A 24,058-nucleotide genomic window follows, 5' to 3' on the forward strand; every position below is an offset into this window, starting at 1 on the left:
CTGACCTGCGCCAGCGCCCCGATTTGCTGCGGGCCTACTTGCGGATGCCGAGGCCCTCGATGAGCTTCTTGTAGCGGTTGGCGTCCTTGCTCTTCAGGTAGTCGAGCAGGCGACGACGCTGACCCACCAGCTTGAGCAGACCGCGACGGGAGTGGTGGTCCTTCTTGTGCGTCTTGAAGTGCTCCGTGAGCATGGTGATGCGCTCGGAGAGCAGCGCCACCTGGACCTCGGGGGAACCCGTGTCCGTCTCATGGGTGCGGTACTTCGAGACGACCTCTGCCTTGCGGTCCTGATGCAATGCCGACATGTGCTTCCTGACTCTCTGCCCGCTCCGGGGGGTGGGTACTGCGGTCGCCACGGTCCGCGGAGGGGTACAGACCGGGCTTCCTCCTACTAACGAATCGACGGCTTATAAGCATCGCCCGTGCGGGCGGTCAACCTCTAGCGTCTGGCTGGCCGCCTGGAGGCGGACGGGAGAGGCCGAAAGGACACAGAGGCCGGAATCAGACGAGCACTCGCAGATAACGCAGCCGGCCACGGACCACCTCGGCCACGGCGAGCAGCGTCCCCGAGGGGCCCACCACGCGCACCCGGCCAGGATGGGCGGGGGCCTCCACCGGCACCCCGTGGGACACGCGCGCCGCGTCCGCCTCGCTCACCCGCACCGCCGGCAGATCCACCAGGGCCTCGGACACGGGCAGCAACCGCTTCGCCAGGGCCTCGGGCTCCCTGGCCAGGGCGGGCAGGTCCGCCAGCGGCAGCGACTGGGCCAGGGCGAAGGGACCGCTCATGGTGCGCCGCAGCGCCTCCAGGTGGGCCCCGCAGCCCAGCGCCCGGCCGATGTCATAGGCGAGCGTGCGCACGAAGAAGCCCTTGGAGCAGCGCACCGACAGGCGCAGCTGCGTGGCGTTGAAGTCGCGCAGCACCAGCTCGTACACCGTGACCTGGCGGCTGGCGCGCTCCACCTCCTCGCCGGCGCGGGCGAGCTCGTACAGACGCTTCCCGCCCACCTTCACCGCCGAGTACATGGGCGGCACCTGCTCGAAGGTGCCACGGAAGCGCCCCAGCACCTCTTCCAGCAGCGCGGAGGTGAGCGCGGGCACCGGGGCCTCGGACACCACCTTGCCCTCGGCATCCTGGGTGTCCGTCTCGGCGCCCAGACGCACCACCGCGTCATAGGCCTTGTCGCCCTCGGTGATGAAGCCGGCCACCTTGGTCGCCTCGCCCAGGCACAGGGGCAACACCCCCGTGGCCATCGGATCGAGCGTCCCGGTGTGGCCCACCTTCTTCACCTTGAGCAGAAACCGGACCTGCCGCACCACGTCGAACGAGGTGGGCCCGGTGGGTTTGTCGATGACCAGAACGCCGTCCATGCTGACTACCAGCCTTCCTTCTCCTTCACCTCGCGCAGCAACCGCTCGATGCGGTCACCCCGCTCCACTGACTCGTCGAAGGTGAAGAAGACCTCCGGCGACACGCGCAGATTCACCGCCTCGGTGATTTCCCGGCGGATGTAACCCTTGGCCGCCTCGAGACCTTTCTGGGTCTCCTTGCGCTCCTCCTCGGTGCCCATCATCGAGTAGAAGACGCGCGCCACCTTGAGGTCCGGCGACACCTTCACGCCGGTGACGGTGATGAAGCCGATGCGCGGGTCCTTCAGCTCGCCCCGGGTCAACATCCTCCCGAGGGCCGCCTGGATCTCCTGCCCCACACGCTCCGGCCGATTGCTGGTGCTCATTTCTTCTCCCAATCCCTCGGGTTGCGCAGGCTCCGGGCACGCGCCCGGGCCTCGTCCAGCGAGACGGCGCCCGAGCGATCCGTGCCCTTGCCCGCCCGCTCGCCCTCACGCCCATTGTGCCGGCGCTCCCAGTCCCCCATCCCCTCGGCCTCGGCCATGGAGCGATTGCTCCGGCCCATGCCCGCGATGAGATCCTCCAGGTCCGCTTCCGGCCCGGCCTCCTCGTCGTCCCCGCCCTCCTCGAGCTCCTCCGCGGCCTCGTCGTCCTCCTCGTCCTCGTCCCGTTCGGCCGCGCGGGGCCGCCCGGGGAGGGTGTAGAGCGTGTCCCCGAAAGCCATGATCTCCGTCTGACGGGAGATGAGAGGGGCCACGTACATCTCCTCCACGAAGTGGATGATCTTCTCCATCTGCTCGTCGACATGGCGGCGGTCGTTGCCCACCACCGCCAGCGCGAGCGAGGCCTTCTGCCAGAGATCCTGGTCATCGACCTCGGCCACGGCCACGTTGAACCGGGCCTTCACGCGGTCCGTTATCCGGCGGAGAACCTGCCGCTTGGCCTTGAGGGAGCCACTCTCCGGAATCTGCAGGGTCAGACGCGCGACACAGACGAACATGGCACCAACCCCTCTCCCGGTGACCGCGCCAGGACGGCGGGCCACCGGGTGCGTTCCGGTGAGGGAGAACAGCGGCCCGAGCGACTAGCTCAGGCTGGGCCGCGTCTCCTCGATCTCATAGGCCTCGATGATGTCGCCGGGCTTGAGATCATTGTAGTTCTCGATGCCGATACCGCACTCGAAGCCCTGGGCGACTTCCTTCACGTCGTCCTTGAAGCGGCGGAGCGAGGCCATGCGGCCGGAGAACAGCTGCTTGCTGTCGCGCATCAGCCGGACGAAGGCGCCACGCTTCATCACACCATCGAGCACCGCCGCACCGGCGATGGTGCCCAGCTTCGGCACGTTGAAGGTGTTGCGCACCTCGGCGCGGCCCAGCTTGCGCTCGGTGCGGATGGGCTCCAGGAGGTCTTCCATGGCCTTGCGCACGCCGTCGATGAGCTCGTAGATGATGCTGTACGTCTGAAGCGTCACCTCTTGAGCCTTCGCGGCGGCCTCGGTACCGGACTCCGGCTTGACGTTGAAGCCCAGCACCAGACCCTTGGAGGCGGCCGCGCGCATCACGTCGCCCTCGGTCATGGCGCCCACGCCCGAGTGGATGATCTCCACGCGGACCTTGTGGGTGGAGAGCTTCTTGACGGCCTCGCTGACGGCCTCGGCCGAGCCCTGCACGTCCGCCTTGATGACGAGCCGCAGCTCCTTGGGACCACCGCCCGCCTTGGTCTTGGCGAACAGCTGCTCGAGCGTCTCGCGGGTGTCGGCCTTGCCGAGCTCCGCCTCGCGACCCTTCATGGCGCGGTGGGTGGCGATCTCCTTGGCCGCCTTCTCGTCGGCCACCGCGTTGAGGGTGTCACCCGCCGTGGGGACACCGGACAGACCGATGACCTCGGCGGAGTAGCCCGGGAGCACTTCCTTCACGGCCTCGCCACGGCTGTTGTTCATGGCGCGCACGCGGCCGAAGTGGGTGCCGGTGACGACGGCATCGCCCACGCGGAGCGTACCCTCCTGCACCAGCACGGTGGCCACGGGACCGCGGCCCTTCTCCAGCTTGGCCTCGATGATGGCGCCCACCGCCGGACGGCTCGGGTTGGACGTGAGCTCGAGCACCTCGGCCTGAAGCGCCAGGTTCTCCAGCAGCAGGTCGATGCCCATCTTCTGCTTGGCGGACACGGGCACCATGATGGTCTCACCGCCCCACTCCTCGGGGGTGAGCTCGTAGTTGGCCAGGTCCTTCTTCACGCGGTCCGGGTTGGCGCCGGGCACGTCCATCTTGTTGATGGCGACGACGATGGGCACCTCGGCGGCCTTGGCCTGCTTGATGGACTCCACCGTCTGCGGCATCACACCGTCGTCGGCGGCCACCACCAGCACCACGATGTCCGTCACGTTGGCGCCGCGGGTACGCATGGCCGTGAAGGCCTCGTGGCCCGGGGTATCCAGGAAGGTGATGTCACCGCGCGACGTCTTCACCGAGTAGGCGCCGATGTGCTGGGTGATGCCACCCGCCTCGCCGGACGCCACGTTGGCGGCCCGGATGGCGTCGAGCAGGCTCGTCTTGCCGTGGTCGACGTGGCCCATGACGGTGATGACCGGCGGACGCGGACGCTCGTCCTCGGGACGCGCCTCCACCTCGGGCAGGAAGTCCTCGACCTCGAAGCCGGCCTTCTCCACGCGCCAGCCGTAGTCGGTGGCGAGCAGCTCCGTGGTGTCGGCGTCGATGACCTGGTTGGCCGTGGCCATCTTGCCCAGGCCCATCAGCTTCTTGATGAGCTCGGCCGTACGCACACCCATGCGCTGGCCCAGGTCGGACACCGAGATGCCCTCCTGGATCTTGATGACCTTCTTCTCCTCGGCCATCTGGGTGATCTGCGTCTTGGCGCCCTTCTTGGTGGGCTTCTTCTTCTTGCCGCGCACCGGGATGGTGACGCGACCCCACACCAGGTCGGAGATCTCCTGCTTGGAAGGACCGCCCTCGGCGGCGGAGGTCCCGCGCTTGCCGCGCCCTGCCTTCTCCTTCTCCTTGTTCTTGGAGACGTCGACGAGCTCACGGCCGCGGCCCTGATGATCCTGGACGACCTTGTACTCGCGCTTCTCACCGATGGCGCTCTTGCCCGGCGCCATGGGGTACTGCCGGCCCTGGCCCGCGGTGGGCGTCACCCGGCGAACCTGGATGAGCGGACGCGAGATGACGACGGCCTGGGTGGCCGTGGGACGCATCGAGCGGCCATCCTGCGCCACCGGCTGGTGCGGCACGCCGCCGACCATGGTGACCGGCTGGCCCGGCTGGGCCGAGGTGGGAGAGGCGCTGGCCTGCGCACCGGAGCTCATCCCCGAGGGACGCACCGGACCCGTGGAGGACGGAGCCCCGCGCTGATACTGGCTGGGACCGCCGGGACGGCCACCCTGACCCCCACCGGGGCCACTGCGCTGATACTGGCCGGGGCCACCGGGACGACCACCCTGGCCGGGACCACCGGGACGACCACCCTGGCCGGGACCACCGGGACGACCACCCTGGCCTGGGCCACCAGGACGACCACCCTGGCCGGGACCACCGGGACGGCCCGAGGCACCCATACCGGGCGCACCCGAAGACGGTGCACGCGAGGCACCGGAAGACGGACCAGCCGAAGGCGTCCGGACAGTGGGGGGGACCGCCGAAGGCGGGCGGGTAGACAAGCTAGGCGTCTCCTTGGAGATGTGGGACTGCGGCTGCGCGACGGCGGCGGCCGGGGCCTCGGGGGCCTTCGGCTGCTCGACAGCCCGCGGCGCCTCGACGGCGGCGGCGGGAGGCTGCGCGACGGGGCGGGACGGCTGCTCCGCGGCGGCAGGGGTCTGGGCCGCGGCGGCCGGGGTCTCCGGAGCGGCGGCGGGGGCGGGCTGAGCAGCGGCCCGCGGTTCCTCGGTGGCGGCCACGGGCTGAGCCGGGGCGGCTGGTGCCTCGGCGGCCGGCTGAGCGGCGGCGGCAGGGGCGCGCGTCTCCTCGGCGGCCGGCTGAGCGGCAGTGACAGGGGCAGGAGCGCGCGTCTCCTCGGCGGCCGGCTGAGCGGCGGCCGGCTGAGCGGCGGCGCGTGGCTCCTCGACGGCACGCGGCTCCTCGGCGGCCGGAGCCTCCTCACCCGCCGACATATCGGCCGACGAAGGAGCGCTCGTCGGGGCCTTGCGGCGCACCACGAAGCCCTTGGCTGTCACCGGAGGGGCGGCCTGCTTCGGCTTGCGCTTGTCCAGGATCTTCTGGACAGCGGCTGTGGCCTGGTCGTCCTCGAGTGAGGACGAGTGGCTCTTGACGTCGTAGCCGAGCCCAACAAGCTCGGTCACGACCTCTTTGTTGTCGAGCTCGACCCCGTGGTCCTTGAGCTCCTTGGCAATTTCGTGAACGCGCTTCTTCGACATACCTTGCTTGGCCTTTTGCTCCGCCGGCTACCGGGCGCAGCACCCTAATCCAAAAATGTGTGCGAGTGGTGCTAACACCCACTCCCCCCCGGCCGCTCCTTACTACCGCACCGGGCCCGACTCCAACGCTTGTCCGAGCACCGACGGATCGACCGGACCCGCCCTCCCCCGGAAGGCCCTGCCAAAGGCCTTCCGCTTCACCGCCGCCGCCAGACACCCGACACCGCAAAGGTAGGCCCCCCGCCCGGGGAGCCGCCTCTGCCTGTCCACCACCACGCCGCCCTCAGGGCCCACCACCAACCGGGTGAGCTCCTCCTGGACCCGCCTCGCGCCGCAACCGATGCAGCATCGCACCGGTCCGGCGTTCGCCGGGAGTTCTTCTTTTCTTTTACTACCGGAACGAGCCTTCAGGCGCATCCCCCCTGGCGTCCGAGCGAGCTAAAGGCCTTGCCCCTCATGCACCCGCCGGCTGGGCCGCCGGGGAGGAAGAGGAGCCGCGTTCCGCGTTGAGCTCCGCCCGGAGCTTGGCCTCCTCCACCAGATAGTTCTCCGCCGCGCTCTTGAACTGGCGCGCCTTCTTGATACCAACCCCCGGCACGTCGCCCAGCTTGGCCAGGTCCTTCTCGTTGGCGAGGTCCTCGACCGTCTTGTAACCGGCCAGGGCCAGCTGCTCGATGGTCTTTTCCCCCATGCCCCTGACGCGGGCCAGACGCTCCGTCTGACTGAGCTCGTCCGGATGGCGGCGAGCCTCGGCCTGACGGGCCTGCTCGCGCTCCCGCTCCATCCTGGACAGCTCCGCGTCATCCACCGACATCTGCTTGCGGGCCTCCTCCTGCATGGCGGGAACGCGCGACGGGTCCACCCCCGGAATCTGCGACAGCATGTCCGGATTGGCCTCGGCGATGTCCTTGGCCCGACGGAAGCCGTGCGCGTAGAGCGTCTCGACCAACATCTCGTTGACACCCGGAAGGGCGCCCAGCGAACGGTTGGCGAACTCGCGCATCTCGCGCACCCGGCTCTCGCTGTTGATGTCCAGCTTCCAACCCGTCAGCTGGGCCGCCAGGCGGACGTTCTGCCCGCGCCGGCCGATGGCCAGCGACAGCTGGTCATCCGGGACGATGAGCTCCATGGCGTGGTTGGCCTCGTCGATGATGACGCGGCTCACCTCGGCCGGGGCCAGCGCGGCGCACACGAAGCGCGCCGGATCCTCGTCGTAGGGGACGATGTCGATCTTCTCGCCGCGCAGCTCCTGCACCACCGCCTGCACGCGGCTGCCCTTCATACCGACGCACGCGCCCACCGGATCCACGTCCGCGTCCCGGCTGGAGACGGCGATCTTCGCCCGTCCACCCGGCTCGCGCGCCGCGGCCTCGATGACCACGATGCCCTCGGCGATCTCCGGCACCTCCATCTCGAACAGCTTCGTCAGCAGGTTCACGGAGGCGCGACTGAGGACGATCTGCGGGCCCTTGGACTCGCGCAGCACGTCCAGCACGTAGGCCTGGACGCGGTCGCCGGCGCGGTACGTCTCGCGCGGCACCTGCTCGCGCACCGGCAGCACCGCCTCGGCGCGGCCCAGGTCCACGATGATGTTGCCGCGCTCGAAGCGCCGGGCAATGCCCGTGACGATCTCGTTCTTGCGGTCGCGGTACTCGTTGAAGACGTTCTCGCGCTCGGCGTCGCGGGTGCGCTGGAGGATGACCTGCTTGGCCGTCTGGGCCGCGATGCGTCCGAAGCCGCGGCGGAACGTCTTCAGCCGGAGGATGTCCCCGTACTGATCGTCCTGCGCCTTGGCCTCCGCCGCGTCCTCGTCACGGTAGAAGATCTGGAACACGAGCTCGTCGCCCGGCTCCACCTCCATGCCCTTCTTGTGCGCCTCGTCGAGGGAGATCTGGTTCACCGCCTGCACGGGGTCGGTGATGGTCTCCACCACGGTGATGGCCTGGAAGAGCTCGACGACGCCCTTCTCCGGGTCGTACTTCGCCTCGAGGTTGCGCTCCTGGCCAAAGTGCTTCTTGGCCGCGGTCGTCATCGCGTCCTCGAGCGTGGCGATGAGCACGCTCCGATCGATGCCCTTGTCCTTGGCCACCTGGTCCAGGACGAGGTTGAGGTTGATGTTGGGGTTGGCTGGCGTGGGCATCATCTTCTCCAAAGGTTCCACGGGCGCGCTCGCGCGAGAGCGCACCCTGTATGTGGACTGCTAGAACTCGAACTCCAGATTGGCCTTGGCGATGTCCTTGAAGGAGATGCGGAAGCTGCCCGCACCCTCCACGTCCACGGTGATGGCGTCGGCCGCCACCTCGGTGAGCGTTCCGGTGAAGTTCTTGCGCGGCGGCTCCCCGATGGGCCCGAAGGTCTTCACCTTGACCTTCTGCCCCTTCACCCGCTCGTAGTGGACGGGCTTCTTCAGGGGACGGTTCACCCCGGGGCTGGACACTTCCAGGTTGTATTCGTGGGGGACGATGTCCTCCACGTCCAGCACCGTATCCACCGCGCGCGATACCTGCGTGCACTCGTCCAGGCCCACCCGTCCACCGGGCTTGTCGATGAACAGGCGCAGGACCCAGCCCTCGTGCTCGCGGACGAACTCCACCTCGAGGAGCTCCAACCCCTCGCCCGCAACGATGGGCTCGAGCAGTTGCTGCGCCCTTGCTTCCACCGTTTGCTTGATGTTCTCCGCCATAGGCCGCTTGGAAGACTCCGGACTCCAAAAACACGAAAAGCGGGCACGACGGCCCACTTTTCGAGGAACTGCGTCGAAAAATGTCGGCGGCGTCCGTAACACACGCCACCTCGGGGTGTAAAGGATGACGCACCCCTTGTCCTGCCATCCAACAGTCCTCCCAGGGGTAGGGATTCCCGGGGTTTCCGTGGACGGGAATCGTTATAACGCCCCCATGCACCTGCTCGCCGCAGCCCAGATGGTGTCCACCGCGGACAAGGCCCACAACCTCGACTCGGCCACCCGGCTCGTCCGGCGGGCCGCCGACCTGGGGGCGCGCCTGGTGGGGCTCCCCGAGAACTTCAGCTGGATGGGACCGGAGTCGGAGCGCTCTGACGCCGCGGAGACACTCGATGGGCCGACGCTCTCGCGCATGGCCGAGCTGGCGCGCGAGCGGAAGGTGACGCTCCTGGCCGGCTCCATCCTGGAGACGGGCGCGCCCGGAGGCCGCCTCTACAACACCACCGTCCTCTTCGGGCCGGATGGCTCGCGGCTGGCGGTGTACCGGAAGATCCACCTCTTCGACGTGGACGTGGGCGACGGCACGCCCTACCGCGAGTCGGCGGCGGTGGCGCCGGGCACCGACGTGGTGGTGGCGGACACCCAGCTGGGCCGGCTGGGCCTCTCCATCTGCTACGACCTGCGCTTCCCCGAGCTGTACCGGCGCCTGGCGCACCAGGGCGCCACGTTGCTGGCCGTCCCAGCCGCCTTCACGCTGATGACGGGCAAGGACCATTGGGAGGTGCTGCTGCGGGCGCGCGCCATCGAGAACCAGTGCTACCTCTTCGCTCCGGCGCAGGGCGGACGGCACTCGCCCCAGCGCGTCACCTGGGGCCACGCCATGGTGGTGGACCCCTGGGGACTGGTGACGGCCCGCGCCTCCGAGGGCGAGGGTCTGGCCATCGCTCCGGTGGACCCCGAGCTGCTCACACGCATCCGCAGGAATCTGCCCTGCCTGCAACATCGACGACTGGACTGAACCAGCCGAGCGCATGTGACCAGCCCCCTGGGTGCCGGGTCCAATCCCCGGTACACTGAGGACTGGAACTCATCTCGTGAACAGTCGCTGGTCCTATAGTGTGTTCGTCCTCGTGCTCGCGGCACTGTCGGTGGGCTGTCCCGCCGACGAGAAGCCCGCGGCCGCGGTGCATGCGCCGGCCGTGCCGCCTCCCGTGAGGCGCGCCCAACTCAAGGGGTTGCAAGGGGACGTGAAAGTGAAACGCGCGGCGGGAGACGAGTGGCTCCCCGCCCAGGAGGGCATGCCCCTCTTCGAGAACGACAAGGTGCGGACCGTGGCGGGCGCGGGAGCTCAAATCGTCTTCGCCAACGGCAGCGTGGTGAACCTGGGTCAGGATGCGCTGATCGGCATCGCCGAGACACGCTCGAAGCCCGGGCAGGTCCGTACGGACCTGACCGTTCTCCGTGGACGGGTGGACGCCGAGCTCGAGGATCCGGCACGCCAGTCGCTCTCGGTCACCACTCCAGCGGCCACCGTTCGGGCCGGAAGGGAGATCGTGTTCCAATGAAGAGTTCCCTCCTGCTGGCCTTGCTCACGCTGGCGCCCGCCGAGGTGGTGGTGCGTGATGGTGAGTCGCTCGCCCAGGTGGCCCAGCGCACACTGGGAGACCGCGGTGGCGCCAGTGAGCTCAAGGCGCTCAATGGATTGAAGGATGACGCGGTCGCTCCGGGCACGAAGCTGAAGCTGCCGGGGCCGGACCGTGCGCGGGCGCAGAACGTGCTGGAGACGGCGCGCAACGCGGTGAAGCACGCGGACTCCAAGGTGACGCGGCGCGAGGAGGCGGCGGCCAAGCTGAAGGAAGCCGAGGCCCACTTCCAGAGCGCGCGCTACGAGGACGCCGCCCAGGCCGCGGACGGCGCGTGGAAGCTGTTGTCGGCGAGCGCGTCGCAGCCCACCGCCTTCACGGTGGCGGTGGACGACAAGGGCGCCACCACGGTGGAGTCCCGCTCCGGCCAGCCCGTGCGCGTGGAGGCCGAGGGCGTCACCCGGCCCGTCTACGTGGGCGAGAGCGTGCGCGTGGAGAAGGGCCAGCCGCCCCCGCCGTCCCGGCCCTCGCTGGGCACGCCCCACCCCACCCAGCCGGCCGACAAGCTCAAGCTGAGCGTGCAGTTCGCCAAGGGCGGCCTGGGCTCCGTCCTCCTCGCCTGGCAGGCGGTGGAGGGCGCCGAGGGCTACGAGGTGGAGCTGGTGCCCGCCCGGGGTGAGAAGCGGGTGCTGACGGCCTCCGCGCCCCAGCTGAAGGCGTCGCTGCCCCCGGGCAGCTACCGCTGGAGCGTGCGCGCCGTGGCCCGCGACGTCCGCTCCGAGGCCTCCGCCGAGCAGCTCTTCGAGCTCCTGGAGGCACCGGGCAGGCCCATCAATCTTCAGGTGCAGCACCCGAAGTGGAAGTAGCACGGGAGATCTCCCATGCGGCTCTTCAAGACCATCCTCCTGCTGATGCTCGTGGCCAGCCTCGTGCCCACGGTGATGGTGGGCTGGCTGTCCGTCTCCGACACGCGCGAGCTGCTGGTGCGCGATGCCCAGGAGCTGGCGCAGGAGCGCGTCAAGCAGCTCAAGCAGAAGACGGAAGGCTTCCTGGCGGAGCCCACGCGCGCGGTGCTGAGCATGGCGCGCGTGCCCAACTTCTTCGCCCTGCCGCTGGAGCAGCAGCAGACGTACCTGAGCGCGGTGCTCAACCAGAGCCGCGAGGTGCAGGCCATCACCCTCTTCGGGCCGGATGGCAAGCGGCTGCCGAAGCTGCAGGCCTTCGCCGTGAGCGACGTGCCGCCCACCGCGCTGGCCGAGCACGAGGCGCGCGCCGTGGCGCAGCTGGAGGGCCTGGGTGACCTGCGCTACGCCGACACGGTGTGGCGCCCCAGCGGCGAGGCGGTGGTGACGTTCCTCTTCCCCGTGGGCGAGCCCGTGAAGGGCTACGTCGCCGCGGACATCTCCCTGGCGGGGCTGCAGGCCATGCTCGCCCAGGAGCGCGTGGGGAGCACCGGCTTCGTCTACCTCGCCGACGCCAAGGGCCGGGTGCTCGCCGGTGGCGGCGGACTGGTGGCCAACCAGGACGTGGCCCAGCGGCCCGTGGTGGCGCACCTGCTCCAGGGTCTGGCACGCAGCCCGGACACGGACATCCTCCACGTGGGCAACTTCGGCGAGGGCGACGAGGCCGTCGTCGCCGCCTACGCCACCCTGAGCGACCCGCACTGGGCCATCGTCTCCGAGCAGCCGGTGGCGCTCGCCTACAAGCAGGTGGAGACGATGGAGCGGCGGCTGCTGCTCACCGTGCTGGCCGCCACCCTGGTGGCCCTGGCGCTCGCCGCCTTCTTCTCGCGCAGCGTCACCCGCCCCCTCAAGGGCTTCATCCAGGGCGCCCTGCAGCTGGCCCAGGGCAAGTTCGGCCTCGAGGTCAACGTCCCCCAGAAGAACGAGCTGGGCGAGCTGGCCCGGACGTTCAACTACATGAGCAAGCAGCTGCTCGCGTACGACCACGAGAACCGCGGCCTCTACGAGAGCCTCGAGCAGGGCTACCTGGAGACCATCGTCGCCCTGGCCAACTCCATCGACTCCAAGGACTCCTACACCCGCGGCCACAGCCAGCGCGTGGGGGACGTGGCCGTGGAGATCGGCCGCGAGCTGGCCCTCTCCGAGCGCGAGCTCAAGCAGCTCCAGTTCGGCGGCATCCTCCACGACATCGGGAAGATCGGCATCGTCGAGTCCATCCTCTGCAAGCAGTCGCGCCTCACCGACGAGGAGATGACCATCATGCGCGAGCACCCGGCCATCGGCGACACCATCATCAAGCCCATCAGCTTCCTGCAGGCCATGCGCTCCTGCGTGCGCAGCCACCACGAGCGCTGGGACGGCACCGGCTACCCGGACGGCCTCAAGGGCGAGGAGATTCCGCTGCTGGCCCGCATCGTCGGCTGCGCGGACACCTTCGACGCCTGCACCTCCACCCGCCCCTACCAGAAGGCCATGCCCCTGGAGAAGGCGATGGAGATCCTCGACAACCTCAGCGGCAAGCAGCTCGACCCGGCCGTGGTGGCCGCCCTGCGCCGCGTGCTGGAGAAGAAGGGCGTGCGCGTGGAGGGCCACCGCCTGCCCGTCAAGCTGGCCTCGTGAGGTCCTCGCCGGCTTCCCCTCCCCCATTCCCCATGCCGGGATGGTAAGCAGGGGCCACTGTCGTTCTGGCCCTGAAAGGGGAGACTCTTGAGCTTCTGGGATCGCATCAAGCCCACCACGCGCCCCGTGTCCGCCACCGAGGTGGATCTCTCACCGGACAAGACCCGGCTGAACCTCACCTGGGAGGACGGGGTGAAGACGGACGCCACCGCGCAGCACCTGCGCCAGCAGTGCCCCTGCGCCGGGTGCGTGGACGAGTGGACCAACAAGCGCACGCTGGATCCGTCCAGGGTTCCCGCGGACGTGCGCATCACCCAGGTGCAGCCGGTGGGCAACTACGCGCTCACCTTCGTCTTCAGCGACGGGCACGGCACCGGCATCTACCCCTGGAAGCTGCTGCGCGACATCACCCAGCCCCAGGGCTGAAGTGCACTGGAGAAACGCGTGAACGAGTCCCGGTACCGGCTGGTCCGCCCCCTCGCCACGGGAGGCATGGCGGAGCTGTTCCTCGGCGTGGCTCGTGGCGCGGAGGGCTTCGAGAAGCCCGTGGCCATCAAGCGCATCCTCCCGCACCTCGCGAGCGAGCCCACCATCGCGCAGATGTTCCTCGCCGAGGCCCGGCTGTCCACCCACCTGCACCACCAGAACATCGCCAGCGTCTACGACGTGGGCAACGGCCCCAATGGCCTCTTCCTGGTGATGGAGCTGGTGAACGGGTGGGACCTGGGCGTCCTCCTGCGGCACGCCGCCCGGCGCGTCCAGCGCTTCCCCCCGCACCTGGTGGCCCTCATCGGCGCCCAGGTGCTGGCGGGCCTCATCCACGCCTACCGCCGCGTGCACGCCGGCCAGCCCGTGCTGACCGCCCACCGGGACATCTCCCCCTCCAACATCCTCGTCTCGCGCGAGGGCGAGGTGAAGGTGACCGACTTCGGCATCGCCCGCCTCGAGGGCATGTCCATGGGCACCCAGCCCGGCACCTTCAAGGGCAAGCTCCCCTATGCCTCGCCGGAGACGCTCCAGGGCCAGCCCGCCACCGCCCTGAGCGATCAATTCGCCCTCGGCATCGTCCTCTACGAGCTGCTCGCCGGACAGCACCCCTTCTTCACCCATAACGGCGCGGACCCCATGGCCTTCGCCATGGCCATCAGCCAGCGCGAGCCTCCACCCCTCACGGGTGTCCCCGCGCCGCTCGCCGCGATCATCGCGCGCGCCATGGCCAAGGCCCCCGAGGCCCGCTTCCCCCGCCCCGAGGACATGGCCGAGGCGCTGGCCCGTTACCTGGCCCAGACCGGCGAGCCCGCCAACTCCCAGGCCCTGGCCGCGTTCATCAACGACCTCAACCCTCCCCCGACCCTCCTCGAGCTGGGCGACACCACCGACCATCTGGGCGAGCTGGACACGACCACCCGGCGCCCGACGCTGGCCACCCGGGCCGTGGAGTCCCCCTCGTTCGATCTCCAACCCGCGGACGACTGGAACGAGCTGCCCGGAGGGGCCGCGCTCAGCTCGAGCGGCCGGCTCATCCAACCCATCGCCCCCCCCACCCAGCCCCGCGAGTTCCGCTGCTCCCGGTGCAACGCGCCCCTGCCCTCGGCCCACGCGCCGTGCGACCGCTGCGCCCGGGAGCTCGCCCCGGGCCTCTCCATGCTCGCCGAGGACGTCTCCGGGCCCGCGCCCCAGCAGCAATACGAGGCCACCTTCGCCGCCCCACCCCGCTCGGTGATGGACATGCCCGCGGAGGAGCTGCAGATGGCCGAGCGGGTCCGTCCGGAGAGCGACTTCCCGCCGCTCGATGAGCCCGGCCCGAGATCCGCCGGAAGCGGCTTCCGGTGGGGCCCCCTCGTGGCGACCGCGGCGGTGCTGCTGCTCGTGCTGGGCGGAGCCGTGGTGGCCTGGCCGAACCTGAAGCCCCTGCTCGACCAGCTCCGCTACAAGATGATGGCGGACAGACCCGCGTCCACGCTCTTCATCTCGAGCCAGCCCGAGGGCGCCACCGTGACCATCGACGGGACGGTGATGGGCACCACGCCCCTGGCCCTCGACAACACCTACCCGCCCCAGGACATCCCGGTGCAGGTGACGCACAAGGGATACAAGCCCTGGAAGGGCACCTTCACCGGAAGCCAGCCGGCGTCCCTGGAAGTGAAGCTGCTCAAGCGCTGAGGGCGCGCGAGAGCCGCCCTCACTTCACCAGACGCAGGTGACCGCGCCGCGGCGGAGGCGGATCGTCCTTGGGCCCCTCGGACTCGGCGGCGGCCGGCGCGACGGCGGGCTCCGGAGCCTCCTGCCGCACCACCTCCCGGAGGATGGCCCGGGGACGGTCCACCGGCGAGGGCGGCTGCTCCGACACCGGCTCCGGCTCGGACACCGGCACCTTGGACGTCACCATCGTCTGCTGGATGAGCTCGGCCGGCATGTCGTCCGGGTACATCCAGAACTCCTTCGTCACGTGACTGGTGATGGCGAAGAGCGCCGACCAGGGCACCGCCACCATGAAGCGGCTCCCCGAGAAGCTCAGGGTGCAGCGGATGCCCCACTCACCCACCGAGAGGTCCGGTGGCTCGAACCGGTAGGAGAGGTTGAGGCGCAGGTGCGCCTCGTTGCGCAACGAGGAAGGCACGAGGACCCCCGGACGGCGCGCGTCCAGGTGGATCATCACCATGCCCTTGTCGAGCGCGGCCAGCAGCCGCGCCTTCTTCTCAGGACCCTTCTTGTCCATCGACGTGCGCCGGCGAGAGGTGGGGGCGTTTCAGCGACGGCGCATCGCCCGGTCCATCTCCCGCTTGGTCTCCCGTTCCTTGATGTCCTGCCGTCGATCCTCGTGCGTCTTGCCCTTGCACAACCCCAACTCCACCTTCGCCCGCCCGTTCTTGAAATACAGCAGGAGCGGGATGATGGAATAGCCTCGCTCCCGCACCTTCGTGAGCCAGCGGTCGATTTCCTCACGGTGCATCAACAACTTGCGGCCCCGCAGGGGCTCGTGGGTGAAGAAGCTGGAGGGGTTGTAGACGCCGATGTGGGCGTTGAGCAGATACAGCTCACTCCCCTTGGGAAGGGCGTAGGCGTCCGAGAGGTTGGCCGTCCCGGCCCGCAGCGCCTTCACCTCACTGCCCGAGAGCTGGAGGCCCGCCTCCACCTTCTCGTCCACGGTGTAGGCGGCCCGCGCCTTGCGGTTCTCCGCGATGATCTTGATGCCGGGATCCGACCCGCCCTTGCCCTTTCCACCCGCCATACGCTCGCGCCTCTAGCCTCCGATGGGCTGGTTGTCGATCAGCCGCGTGGTACCGACGAAGGCCGCCACCAGCAGACGCGCTGGCTGGCCCGGAGTCACGACGGACAGGGGGGTCAGCGAGGTGGCATCCACCAGCTCCACATAATCCTCCCGCAGACCCGCTGCCTCCAATTCACGCCGCACCGCCCCCACCAGGGCCGGGACCTCGCGGGTTCCATTCCGGCAGAGGGACTGGGCCGCGGACAGCCCGCGCGACAGAGCGAGCGCCCGTTGCCTGTCCTCCTGGGAGAGGTACGCATTGCGGGAGCTCATGGCCAGCCCGTCCGGCTCGCGCACGGTGGGCATGCCGACGATCTCCACGCCCAGGTTCAGGTCGCGCTCGAGGGCGCGGATGACCTGGAGCTGCTGGTAGTCCTTCTCGCCGAAGAGGGCCAGGTGGGGCCGGAAGAGGCACAAGAGCTTCGTCACCACCGTGGCCACGCCCCGGAAGTGGCCGGGCCGGCGCGCGCCGCACAGGCCCTGGCTCACCTGCTCCACCTCCACGTACGTCTGATACCCCGGGGGGTACACCTCGGCGGGCATGGGGGCGAAGATGGCCTCTACCCCCGCGCTGGCGCACTTGGACAGGTCCCCCTCCATGTCTCGCGGGTAGCGCGACAGGTCCTCGGTGGGACCGAACTGGGTGGGGTTGACGAAGATGGAGGACGCCACGACGTCCGCGCGCCGCAGCCCCTCCCGCATCAGCGAGAGGTGCCCCTCATGGAGAAACCCCATGGTGGGAACCAGGGCCAGCCGACGGCCCGAGCGGCGGATGGACTCCGCCCAGGCGGCGGTCTCGGCAACGGTGCGCAGGACGAGTGGCCGCATGGACTAGACCGGAGCTCCGTACACGGGGCCCATCTTCTCCGCGCCCTCGGCGGTGGTGGGCTCGCCCTCGGGGTTGGAGGGGACGAGGCGGATGGGCTTGGACTTGAAGGAGTGCTCCTCGTCCGGGAAGGAGCCCGCGCGCACCTCGGAGAAGAAGGTGCCCACGGCCTCCGTCATGGAGCCGTGGAGGTTGGCGTAGCGCTTGACGAACTTGGGCTTGAAGTCCGGGTTCATCCCCAGCAGGTCGTAGCAGACGAGCACCTGCCCGTCGCAGTACTTTCCCGCGCCGATGCCGATGGTGGGGATGGTGAGGCGCTGCGAGATGGTGCGCGCCAGCTCCAGCGGCACGCCCTCGAGCACCAGCGAGAAGCAGCCGGCGCGCTCCAGCGCGATGGCGTCCTCGAGAATCTGCCGCGCGGCGTCCTCGTCACGCCCCTGCACCACATAGCCGCCCATCTTGTGCACCGACTGCGGCGTGAGGCCCAGGTGGCCCATGACGGGGACACTGGCGCGGACGATGGCGGAGATGACGTTGGCGAACTCGGCACCGCCCTCCAGCTTCACCGCGCCGACCTTGCCCTCGGCCACCATGCGGCCGGCGTTGCGCACCGCTTCCTCCACCGAGACCTGGTAGCTCATGAAGGGCAGGTCGCCCACCACGAGCGCCCGCTTCGTCCCGCGGACCACCGCGGCCGAGTGGTAGACCATCTGGTCCATCGTGACCGGGAGGGTCGAGTCATGCCCCTGGACGACCATGCCCAGGGAGTCCCCCACGAGCAGCACGTCCGCTCCGGCTTCATCGAAGACCCGGGCGAAGGTGGCATCGTAGGCGGTGACCATGCAGATCTTCTGACCGCTCTGCTTCAGGCGCTTCAGCGTATGGATGGTGACCTTGTCCTTCACGGTTCACCTCCTCTGAGAGTGAGAGTTCAACGTCCCGCGGTGAATCGACGGACACCCCTCGCAGTCCCCATGGGGGATCGACGGGAGCGGCCGTCCAGGACACTCTAACGCGCTCCGGCGCGCCGCGGGGACTTCTCGTGAAGGCGGGCGGGCAGCCGGGCGTCACTCAGGGCTGCTTGCCGCCCGTGGGAAGGTAGTGCTGGGTCCCCTGACGCGCCCGGTCAATGGCGCCCAACAGCCCCTTGAGGTCTCCCTCGTTGTGGACGAAGTCGATGTCCGACGTGTCCACCACCAGCAGGGGTGTTTCCGTGTAGTGGGAGAAGAACTCGTTGTAGGCGTGGACGAGTTCCTCCAGGTAGCCGGCGTCGAACTGACGCTCGAACTCCCGGCCGCGCTTCTTGATGCGGTAGAGCAGCACGTCCAGCCGGGCCTGCAGGTAGATGACGAGGTCGGGCTTCGTCACGCGAGGGGTGAGCGCCTCGAAGACGCGGTCGTAGAGGCCCAGCTCGTGCGAGTCCAGCGTCAGGCACGCGAAGATGCGGTCCTTGGCGAACAGGTAGTCGCTCACCGTCACCGAGTTGAAGAGATCCTGCTGGACCAGTTCCTCCTGCTGCCGGAAGCGCGAGAGCAGGAAGAAGAGCTGCGTCTGGAAGGCGTACTTCTGCCGGTCCGCGTAGAAGTTGGCGAGGAAGGGGTTCTCCTCGACGATCTCGAAGATACGCCGGGCCCCGAAGCGCTCGGCGAGGATGTTGGAGAGGCTCGTCTTGCCGACGCCGATGGGCCCCTCGACCACGATGTAGCGGTTGTCCATCCGCTTCGAGACCTCCACCTCGCGAGAAACGGGGCGCGGAATAGAACACGGGAGTGGCGACCGGGCAATGATCCGGCTCGCCAGCCCATCACCACCCTTGACGCATGAGTGGGCGTCCACTACCAGGGACCCACGCGCGGTGCGGGACAGGTGGACCGTGCGGGGACCGAGGGAGATGAATCGAAGGCAGCGGGCGAAGACGGTCATCGAGCTGGAACCACGCCGCACGGCGTCCACCGAAACGACGAAGGCCCCCGAGCGGGAGTTGGAACCCGACCCGCTCTATGGCGTGGCCCTCCTCAAGACGGCCCTGGAGCTCAAGCGTCGCAAGGACGGCACCCCGGAGGAGATCCTCCGCGGCGTGCTCGCGCGCATGCGGCTGTCCGAGGAAGACTTCCGCGCCTGGCTGTCCCAGCAGGGCGGGCTGTTGAAGGTGCTCGGCGGCGAGGAGTCCTGAACCCCTAACGGGCGGCCACCCAGGCCTGCAGCGCACTGTCCACCGCGTTGCCGAGCGACTTGCAGAAGGCATACTCGGTGCGCAGCCGCTCCACGGGCGTGGCCGCCTCGAAGCGCCGCGTCTCGAAGAAGAGCGCGTACACCACCTGGTCGGCCACCTTCGAGCGGATGCCCAGGTACTCGCCCTGCACGTCCATCTGCGGCAGCAACATCCGCTCCAGCGAGCGGTAGACGCGGGCCATGTCCCGGGTGGCCCCGACGAAGGCGTTCTCGTCGAGGATGGGAATCGGACTCGCGTCACCCCAACGCAGCAGCACCTCCCCACTGGGGCGGGCGAACACCGCGTACAGCACGCTGAACCGGTGCAGCACCGGCTCCAGGGCCTCCAGGGGCAGGGGTCTCATCATCCTCTCCAACGCCCCTCTCGTTAGCACCAGGGACCGAGGGACGCCAGATTGGCGCTACTTCGCCACTGGCCCCAGCGCGCGCTCGATGGCGGCGAACTCCTCGGGAGAGAGCGTCTCCGCGCGCCGCGTCGGATCGATGCCCGCCGTCTCGAGAGCCTTCTGCACCTGCTCCGTCGTGCCCAGCGACTTGTCCGACTTGAGCGAGTTGAAGAGCGTCTTGCGCCGCTGCGCGAAGCCCGCCTTCACCAGGCGGATGTAGCGCGCGCCGTCCACCACCTGCGCCAGCGGCGCGGGCCGCCGCGTCAGCCGCAGCACCGCCGAGTCCACCTTGGGCGGCGGGTGGAAGCGCCGGGCGTCGATGTCGAAGAGGTGCTCGGACTCGAAGTACAGGCCGAGGATGGCGGTGAGCAGGCCGTACTCGCGCCCGCCCGGCTCGGCCGAGAGGCGATCCACCACTTCCTTCTGAAGGGTGAAGACGGCGCGCGTCACGTGCTCGCGCTGCTCCAGCACCTGGAAGAGGATGGAGCTCGTCAGGTGGTACGGGAGGTTGCCCGCCACCTTCAGCTCGGGGACACCCGCCACCTCGGCGAAGTCCACCGTGGCCGCGTTGCCGGACACCACGCGCACCCCGGGGATGGCCTCCTTCTCCAGCACCGCCACCATGTCGCGGTCCTTCTCCACCGCGGTGACGCGCGCCCCGGTGGCCGCGAGAAAGCGCGTGAGGTGCCCCAGGCCCGGGCCCAGTTCCACCACCGGCTCGCCCTCGCGCAGCTCCAGCGCGTCGGCGATGGCCTCCAATATCTGCGGATCTCCGAGGAAGTTCTGCCCCCAGCTGTGCTTGGCCCTCAGGCCATGGCGCTGGAGGATGTCACGTGGCGTATCCACTCGCGGCTCCCTTCACCTTCACATGCGCCAGGCCGGGTCCGCGGACAGACTGAAGTCGCCGCGCAGGCCCCTGCGCCAGGCCTCGTAACCCGCCACGGCGATCATCGCGCCATTGTCCGTGCACAACCGCACCGGCGGGAGGTACAGCTTCAGGTTGCGGTCCTCGGCGCGCTCCAGGCTCAGCGAGCGCAGGCGCGAGTTGGCCGCCACGCCCCCGCACACCACCAGGCGATTCAAGCCCAGCCGGCGCGCGGCGGCGACGAACTTCTTCGACAGCGCGTCCGCCACGGCCTCCTGGAAGGAGGCGCACAGGTCCGCCAGTTCCTGCCCCTGGGGCACGCCGTGCTTGCGCACGTGATGGAGCACCGCCGTCTTCAGCCCGGAGAAGGACCAGTCGAAGTTGTCCGAGCCGGGCAGCGCGCGGGGGAAGCGGATGGCCTCGGGGTTGCCCTTTTGCGCGAGCTGGTCGATGGGCAGCCCGCCCGGGTACGGCAGGCCGAGGATGCGCGCCGTCTTGTCGTAGGCCTCGCCCGCGGCATCGTCCCGGGTGCTGCCCACCAGCCGGTAGTGGCCGTAGTCCCGCACCTCGTAGAGGCTGGTGTGGCCGCCGGAGACGACGAGCCCGAGGAACGGAGGCTCCGGGGCATCCTCCAGCAGGCGGCTGGCGAGCAGGTGCCCCTCGAGGTGGTTGGCCCCGACGAAGGGCTTGCCGGTGGCGAGGCTCAGCGACTTGGCCACCTGCACGCCCACCAGGAGCGCGCCGATGAGGCCGGGCCCGGAGGTGACGGCGATGAGGTCCACGTCATCGAGCGTCTTGCCGGCCCGGGAGAGGGCCTCGTGCAGGACGGGCATGACCTGGACGACGTGGTTGCGGCTGGCGAGCTCCGGCACCACGCCACCCCAGCGGCGGTGGATGTCCACCTGGGTGGAGACGACGTCGGAGAGCGCGCGCCGGCCGTCCTCCACGACGGCGGCGGCGGTCTCATCACAGGAGGTTTCGAGTCCGAGTACGAGCAAGGGCTGCCTCTCTACCAGGAGCCCAGCCGCCCGACTACTGGCCGAGCTGCTTGAGCGCGGCACGAACCTCGGAAGCGGACGACCCAGAGGGCTCCAGCAGGAGATACTGCTTGTAGGCGTCGATCGCCTTCTTTTCCTGATTGGTGAACTGGCGGGCCATGCCCAGGTGCACCCAGGCCTGGGCATTCCGGGGCTGGGCCTTCACCACCTCCTCCAGCAACTTGGAGGCGTCGCGGTAGCCCGCGCTGCTGGTGGTGTCGCCACGAACCAGGGAGATGCCCAGACCGGCCTTGGCCTCGGCCGAGTCCGGCTTGAGGGCGAGCGCCTTGCGGTAGGTGAGGGCCGCCGTCTTGTAGCGGTTGGCCGCCATGAGCTTCTTGGCCCGGCGCGCCAGCTCCGCGTACTGAGCCTCGGGGCTCAGCTTCTGCGCCTCGACCTGCTCCGGCTCGTCGTCCTTCTCCTCCTCCTCGGCGGGCGGAGGAGTCGTCGTGGCGACGGTGGGCTGCTCGGTGGGCTTGGGAGCCTCCGGCGCCCCAGCCGCGGTAGCCGGCTGGGCCGGCGGGGTCTCGGGCGGCTTGCTCTCGGGAGGCTTCGCCTCGGGGGCCTTCGCCTCGGGCGCCTTGTTCTCGGGCTCCGGCACCTTCGCCTGCTCGGTGGGAGCGGGCCTGGCCTCCTGGGGCGGAGGCGTGGGCTGCTCCGAGCCACCGCCCCGGCTGAACACCACCGCGACGCCCACGGCGATCGCCGCGACCGCGAGTCCGACGAAGAGGCCGGTGCGCTTCGGCTTCGGCAGTTGCACGTCCTCGTCATCGACCGCCGGGGACTTCTTCTGGGGCTGCGCGGGCGTGGCCCTGGGCTGCGACACCGGGCGCGGCCTGGGCTCCTCCGCGGGCGCGGGCTTGCTGACGGCCTGCGGAGCCGGCTGGGGCTCGGGCTTGGGCTCCTCGGCGGGCTTGGACGCGACGGGCTCGGGGGCCACGGGCGCGCCATGGCCCGGGTACGGCGGGAGCGCGAGCTGTTGGGGCTTCTCGGCCGGAGCAGCCTCCACGGGCGGCTGGACCGCGACGGGCGCGGGGGCGGGCGCGGGCTCCTGGACCGGGGCGACGGGCTTCAGACCCGACACCAACGTCACCTCCTCGGCCGGAGTCGCGGGCTCGGGAGGAGGAACGGGCGGGAACGGATTGGGGCCCACGGCGGCCCCGCCGAAGATGGGGCCCCGCGGCGAGGACGCCGGAGGCTCCACGGGCGCCACGGGAGCGGGCGTGGACGCGGGCTCGTCGAAGGCCGCGAGCGCGCTGGAGGCCGTGGACACGGTGGAGGGCGCGGGGGCACCGGGGTTCGCCGGTGCGCGGGGAGCCGGAGACCAACCCGGACCCCAACCTCCCGCCGAGCCGATGCCGTCCACGTCCACCCGGTTCCAGTCGAGCAGCAGGCTGCGCCGCTCCAGTTCCTTCGCACGGTGGGCCGGCGCGGGATCCACGAGGAACGCCGAGCCCTCGGCCGTCCGCGGAGGAGCGATGATGTCCTCCTCGGCGAGGTTGTTCTGCGCGCGCCGCCGGGGCTCGAAGACGACGACGTTGGCGGGCTGCGGCGGCACCTCGGCCTGGGCCTGCACCTGCGGCTCCGGCATGGCCACGGGGGCCACCACGGGCGCCATGGGCTGCGCGGGCTGGGCCACCACCGGCGCTACCTGGGGCACGGGCTCCGGCGCGATCACGGGCGCCACGGGCTCCGGCGCGGGCTCGGCGGGAGCGCTCGGCGCCGGCGCGTTGTGGAGCCACTCCTCGATGCCGGGCTTGCCGCTCTGCACGGGCTCCTGCGAGACACTGCCCAGCTCGCGGATGAGGCCCTCGAAGTACAGCTTGCTGATGATGCCCAGCGCGGCCAGGTCGTCGAAGTCCGAGTCCTCCACCACCCGGCTCAAGTTGCGCTTGCCGTCGAAGAGGCGCAGCAGCCCGTTGACCTCGTCCGGAATCTCCGAGAGGCGCTCGGCGAGCTGGTGGTAGTCGATCTCGAACACCGTCTCCAGCGGGGGCAGCTGCTCGAGCATGCGGCCCCACTCGTCCAGCCGGCGCATGCCCTCCATGAGCAGGCCCTGGGTGGAGACCTCGATGCGCTCGGGGCGGTCCAGCGCGGTGAACTGGACCTCGAACTCACCCTCGGTGGCGTTGAGCAGACGGTAGAAGGCGTTCTCGCCCTTGAGCCGCCCCATCTCCGCGTCGATGACGCGGCCTTCCTTGAAGTAGATGGTGGCGACCCGGTCTCCCTTGATGGAGATGGTGCCCGTCTTGCGGCCGATCTCGAACGTCTGGACCAGGTCCACCACGCCCATGTCGGCCAGGTTGCCGGCGAACCCGCCCTTCGTCGTCTCGCGCCGCTCGATCCTCTCCTTGTCCACCTTCTGGAGGATCATCGTCAGGCGGGTGACGATCTCTTTGATGTAGATGGGCTTGGTCAGGTAGTCGTCGCCACCGAGCTCCAGGCCCTTCACCTTCGCCTCGACCGCCTTCTGGTTGGTGAGGAAGACGAAGGGGATGTGCTTGTAGCGCTCGTCGGACTTGAGCGTCTTGCACAGCTCGAAGCCGTCCATCTCCGGCATCTTCGTGTCGGCGAGCACGAGATCCGGCGGGCTGATCTGCACCTTCTCGAGCGCATCCTTGCCGTGGACGGCGGTCGTGACGGAGAAGCCGGCCTTCTTCAGGCTGACTTCCATCACACGGAGACTCTTCGGGTCACCATCGACCAGGAGCAGGTGCTGCTTGGCCACGTTCGATTGCCTTTCGCTGCGGGCAGCTGATTGAAAGCGCCCGGCGCGGAGAAGGTTCGGATGATCATGCCCGCTCTCCGGGCATGTCAATGGCGGAAGGACGGGGGGACTCGTTCGGTGTCC

General features: G+C 69.6%; 24 protein-coding genes. 7 read left to right on the top strand and 17 right to left on the bottom strand.

All coding sequences use genetic code 11. The features are described 5' to 3' along the window. Positions 1-34 precede the first annotated feature (34 nt). From rpsO to NR810_RS40575, 8 genes are all read right to left on the bottom strand, one after another. Positions 35-307, bottom strand: a complete 273-nt coding sequence (rpsO, locus tag NR810_RS40540; RefSeq protein WP_204226295.1) for a 30S ribosomal protein S15 — start codon at positions 305-307, stop codon at positions 35-37. A gap of 196 nt (positions 308-503) precedes the next feature. After that, complete coding sequence (gene truB, locus NR810_RS40545; protein WP_257460493.1) at positions 504-1,373, bottom strand: tRNA pseudouridine(55) synthase TruB; 870 nt, start codon at positions 1,371-1,373, stop codon at positions 504-506. 5 nt (positions 1,374-1,378) lie between these two features. Further along, on the bottom strand, positions 1,379-1,738 hold the full coding sequence (rbfA, locus tag NR810_RS40550) for a 30S ribosome-binding factor RbfA (RefSeq protein WP_204226293.1): 360 nt from the start codon (positions 1,736-1,738) through the stop codon (positions 1,379-1,381). After that, positions 1,735-2,352, bottom strand: a complete 618-nt coding sequence (locus NR810_RS40555) for a DUF503 domain-containing protein (RefSeq protein ID WP_257460496.1) — start codon at positions 2,350-2,352, stop codon at positions 1,735-1,737. The genes rbfA and NR810_RS40555 overlap by 4 nt, the downstream gene beginning before the upstream one ends. An 84-nt stretch (positions 2,353-2,436) precedes the next feature. Further along, positions 2,437-5,742, bottom strand: coding sequence for a translation initiation factor IF-2 (infB, locus tag NR810_RS40560; RefSeq protein ID WP_257460498.1), 3,306 nt, complete (start codon positions 5,740-5,742; stop codon positions 2,437-2,439). Positions 5,743-5,844: 102 nt separating this feature from the next. Further along, positions 5,845-6,159, bottom strand: coding sequence for a DUF448 domain-containing protein (locus NR810_RS40565; protein ID WP_257460500.1), 315 nt, complete (start codon positions 6,157-6,159; stop codon positions 5,845-5,847). A 37-nt stretch (positions 6,160-6,196) separates the two neighbouring features. Further along, complete coding sequence (gene nusA / locus NR810_RS40570; RefSeq protein ID WP_257460638.1) at positions 6,197-7,882, bottom strand: transcription termination factor NusA; 1,686 nt, start codon at positions 7,880-7,882, stop codon at positions 6,197-6,199. Between the two features lie 60 nt (positions 7,883-7,942). Further along, positions 7,943-8,425 (bottom strand): ribosome maturation factor RimP, encoded by a 483-nt coding sequence (locus NR810_RS40575; protein WP_257460502.1) that lies wholly within the window; start codon positions 8,423-8,425, stop codon positions 7,943-7,945. A 214-nt stretch (positions 8,426-8,639) separates the two neighbouring features. On the opposite strand from NR810_RS40575, the gene NR810_RS40580 reads away from it, so the two are divergent. From NR810_RS40580 to NR810_RS40605, 6 genes are all read left to right on the top strand, one after another. Next, on the top strand, positions 8,640-9,443 hold the full coding sequence (locus tag NR810_RS40580) for a carbon-nitrogen hydrolase family protein (protein ID WP_257460504.1): 804 nt from the start codon (positions 8,640-8,642) through the stop codon (positions 9,441-9,443). Between the two features lie 76 nt (positions 9,444-9,519). Further along, on the top strand, positions 9,520-9,990 hold the full coding sequence (locus NR810_RS40585) for a FecR family protein (RefSeq protein WP_257460505.1): 471 nt from the start codon (positions 9,520-9,522) through the stop codon (positions 9,988-9,990). Then, positions 9,987-10,874 carry a LysM peptidoglycan-binding domain-containing protein gene (locus NR810_RS40590; RefSeq protein WP_257460506.1) on the top strand — a complete coding sequence of 296 codons (888 nt, stop codon included), beginning with the start codon at positions 9,987-9,989 and terminating at the stop codon, positions 10,872-10,874. The genes NR810_RS40585 and NR810_RS40590 overlap by 4 nt, the downstream gene beginning before the upstream one ends. Before the next feature lie 15 nt (positions 10,875-10,889). Further along, complete coding sequence (locus tag NR810_RS40595; RefSeq protein WP_257460507.1) at positions 10,890-12,590, top strand: HD domain-containing phosphohydrolase; 1,701 nt, start codon at positions 10,890-10,892, stop codon at positions 12,588-12,590. An 87-nt stretch (positions 12,591-12,677) separates the two neighbouring features. Next, positions 12,678-13,016, top strand: coding sequence for a DUF971 domain-containing protein (locus NR810_RS40600; RefSeq protein ID WP_257460508.1), 339 nt, complete (start codon positions 12,678-12,680; stop codon positions 13,014-13,016). A gap of 18 nt (positions 13,017-13,034) precedes the next feature. Beyond that, positions 13,035-14,753, top strand: a complete 1,719-nt coding sequence (locus tag NR810_RS40605; RefSeq protein ID WP_257460509.1) for a serine/threonine-protein kinase — start codon at positions 13,035-13,037, stop codon at positions 14,751-14,753. A 19-nt stretch (positions 14,754-14,772) separates the two neighbouring features. On the opposite strand, the gene NR810_RS40610 is transcribed toward NR810_RS40605, so the two are convergent. The 5 genes from NR810_RS40610 to NR810_RS40630 all read right to left on the bottom strand — a co-directional run bounded on the left by NR810_RS40610 (position 14,773) and on the right by NR810_RS40630 (position 18,403). After that, positions 14,773-15,309: a ClpXP protease specificity-enhancing factor SspB gene (locus tag NR810_RS40610; protein ID WP_257460511.1), complete on the bottom strand. Its 537-nt coding sequence runs from the start codon at positions 15,307-15,309 to the stop codon at positions 14,773-14,775. A gap of 30 nt (positions 15,310-15,339) precedes the next feature. Next, a complete protein-coding gene (gene smpB / locus NR810_RS40615; RefSeq protein WP_257460513.1) occupies positions 15,340-15,822 on the bottom strand; it encodes an SsrA-binding protein SmpB in 483 nt (160 codons plus the stop codon). 12 nt (positions 15,823-15,834) lie between these two features. Next, the gene (panC, locus tag NR810_RS40620) at positions 15,835-16,689 is read right to left on the bottom strand and encodes a pantoate--beta-alanine ligase (RefSeq protein ID WP_257460515.1); all 855 of its coding nucleotides are present in this window, start codon (positions 16,687-16,689) and stop codon (positions 15,835-15,837) included. Between the two features lie 3 nt (positions 16,690-16,692). After that, positions 16,693-17,592, bottom strand: a complete 900-nt coding sequence (panB, locus tag NR810_RS40625) for a 3-methyl-2-oxobutanoate hydroxymethyltransferase (RefSeq protein WP_257460517.1) — start codon at positions 17,590-17,592, stop codon at positions 16,693-16,695. Positions 17,593-17,758: 166 nt separating this feature from the next. Then, on the bottom strand, positions 17,759-18,403 hold the full coding sequence (locus NR810_RS40630) for a deoxynucleoside kinase (protein WP_257460518.1): 645 nt from the start codon (positions 18,401-18,403) through the stop codon (positions 17,759-17,761). Positions 18,404-18,578: 175 nt separating this feature from the next. Between NR810_RS40630 and NR810_RS40635 the strand changes: the two genes are divergently transcribed. Then, entirely contained in the window at positions 18,579-18,860 is a 282-nt protein-coding gene (locus tag NR810_RS40635; protein WP_257460519.1) for a hypothetical protein, read from the top strand. Between the two features lie 4 nt (positions 18,861-18,864). On the opposite strand, the gene NR810_RS40640 is transcribed toward NR810_RS40635, so the two are convergent. Genes NR810_RS40640 through NR810_RS40655 form a run of 4 tightly spaced genes read right to left on the bottom strand, consistent with a single transcriptional unit; the run spans position 18,865 to position 23,935 of the window. Further along, positions 18,865-19,263 carry a hypothetical protein gene (locus NR810_RS40640; RefSeq protein WP_257460520.1) on the bottom strand — a complete coding sequence of 133 codons (399 nt, stop codon included), beginning with the start codon at positions 19,261-19,263 and terminating at the stop codon, positions 18,865-18,867. Between the two features lie 57 nt (positions 19,264-19,320). Next, a complete protein-coding gene (gene rsmA, locus NR810_RS40645) occupies positions 19,321-20,151 on the bottom strand; it encodes a 16S rRNA (adenine(1518)-N(6)/adenine(1519)-N(6))-dimethyltransferase RsmA (RefSeq protein ID WP_257460521.1) in 831 nt (276 codons plus the stop codon). Positions 20,152-20,169: 18 nt separating this feature from the next. Next, positions 20,170-21,168 (bottom strand): tRNA (adenosine(37)-N6)-threonylcarbamoyltransferase complex transferase subunit TsaD, encoded by a 999-nt coding sequence (gene tsaD / locus NR810_RS40650; RefSeq protein WP_257460522.1) that lies wholly within the window; start codon positions 21,166-21,168, stop codon positions 20,170-20,172. 34 nt (positions 21,169-21,202) lie between these two features. Next, positions 21,203-23,935, bottom strand: coding sequence for a response regulator (locus NR810_RS40655; protein ID WP_257460524.1), 2,733 nt, complete (start codon positions 23,933-23,935; stop codon positions 21,203-21,205). Between the last annotated feature and the right edge of the window lie 123 nt (positions 23,936-24,058).

Source organism: Archangium lipolyticum (assembly GCF_024623785.1).
Lineage (GTDB): Bacteria > Myxococcota > Myxococcia > Myxococcales > Myxococcaceae > Archangium > Archangium lipolyticum.

Coding starts and splice junctions, on each gene's coding strand:
- NR810_RS40635 (WP_257460519.1), top strand. CDS start 18,579: ATGAATCGAAGGCAGCGGGCGAAGACGGTCATCGAGCTGGAACCACGC.
- infB (WP_257460498.1), bottom strand. CDS start 5,742: ATGTCGAAGAAGCGCGTTCACGAAATTGCCAAGGAGCTCAAGGACCAC.
- NR810_RS40640 (WP_257460520.1), bottom strand. CDS start 19,263: ATGAGACCCCTGCCCCTGGAGGCCCTGGAGCCGGTGCTGCACCGGTTC.
- smpB (WP_257460513.1), bottom strand. CDS start 15,822: ATGGCGGGTGGAAAGGGCAAGGGCGGGTCGGATCCCGGCATCAAGATC.
- panC (WP_257460515.1), bottom strand. CDS start 16,689: ATGCGGCCACTCGTCCTGCGCACCGTTGCCGAGACCGCCGCCTGGGCG.
- nusA (WP_257460638.1), bottom strand. CDS start 7,882: ATGCCCACGCCAGCCAACCCCAACATCAACCTCAACCTCGTCCTGGAC.
- rpsO (WP_204226295.1), bottom strand. CDS start 307: ATGTCGGCATTGCATCAGGACCGCAAGGCAGAGGTCGTCTCGAAGTAC.
- rbfA (WP_204226293.1), bottom strand. CDS start 1,738: ATGAGCACCAGCAATCGGCCGGAGCGTGTGGGGCAGGAGATCCAGGCG.
- NR810_RS40595 (WP_257460507.1), top strand. CDS start 10,890: ATGCGGCTCTTCAAGACCATCCTCCTGCTGATGCTCGTGGCCAGCCTC.
- NR810_RS40590 (WP_257460506.1), top strand. CDS start 9,987: ATGAAGAGTTCCCTCCTGCTGGCCTTGCTCACGCTGGCGCCCGCCGAG.
- NR810_RS40630 (WP_257460518.1), bottom strand. CDS start 18,403: ATGGACAACCGCTACATCGTGGTCGAGGGGCCCATCGGCGTCGGCAAG.
- NR810_RS40580 (WP_257460504.1), top strand. CDS start 8,640: ATGCACCTGCTCGCCGCAGCCCAGATGGTGTCCACCGCGGACAAGGCC.
- NR810_RS40555 (WP_257460496.1), bottom strand. CDS start 2,352: ATGTTCGTCTGTGTCGCGCGTCTGACCCTGCAGATTCCGGAGAGTGGC.
- NR810_RS40575 (WP_257460502.1), bottom strand. CDS start 8,425: ATGGCGGAGAACATCAAGCAAACGGTGGAAGCAAGGGCGCAGCAACTG.
- NR810_RS40610 (WP_257460511.1), bottom strand. CDS start 15,309: ATGGACAAGAAGGGTCCTGAGAAGAAGGCGCGGCTGCTGGCCGCGCTC.
- NR810_RS40565 (WP_257460500.1), bottom strand. CDS start 6,159: ATGCGCCTGAAGGCTCGTTCCGGTAGTAAAAGAAAAGAAGAACTCCCG.
- truB (WP_257460493.1), bottom strand. CDS start 1,373: ATGGACGGCGTTCTGGTCATCGACAAACCCACCGGGCCCACCTCGTTC.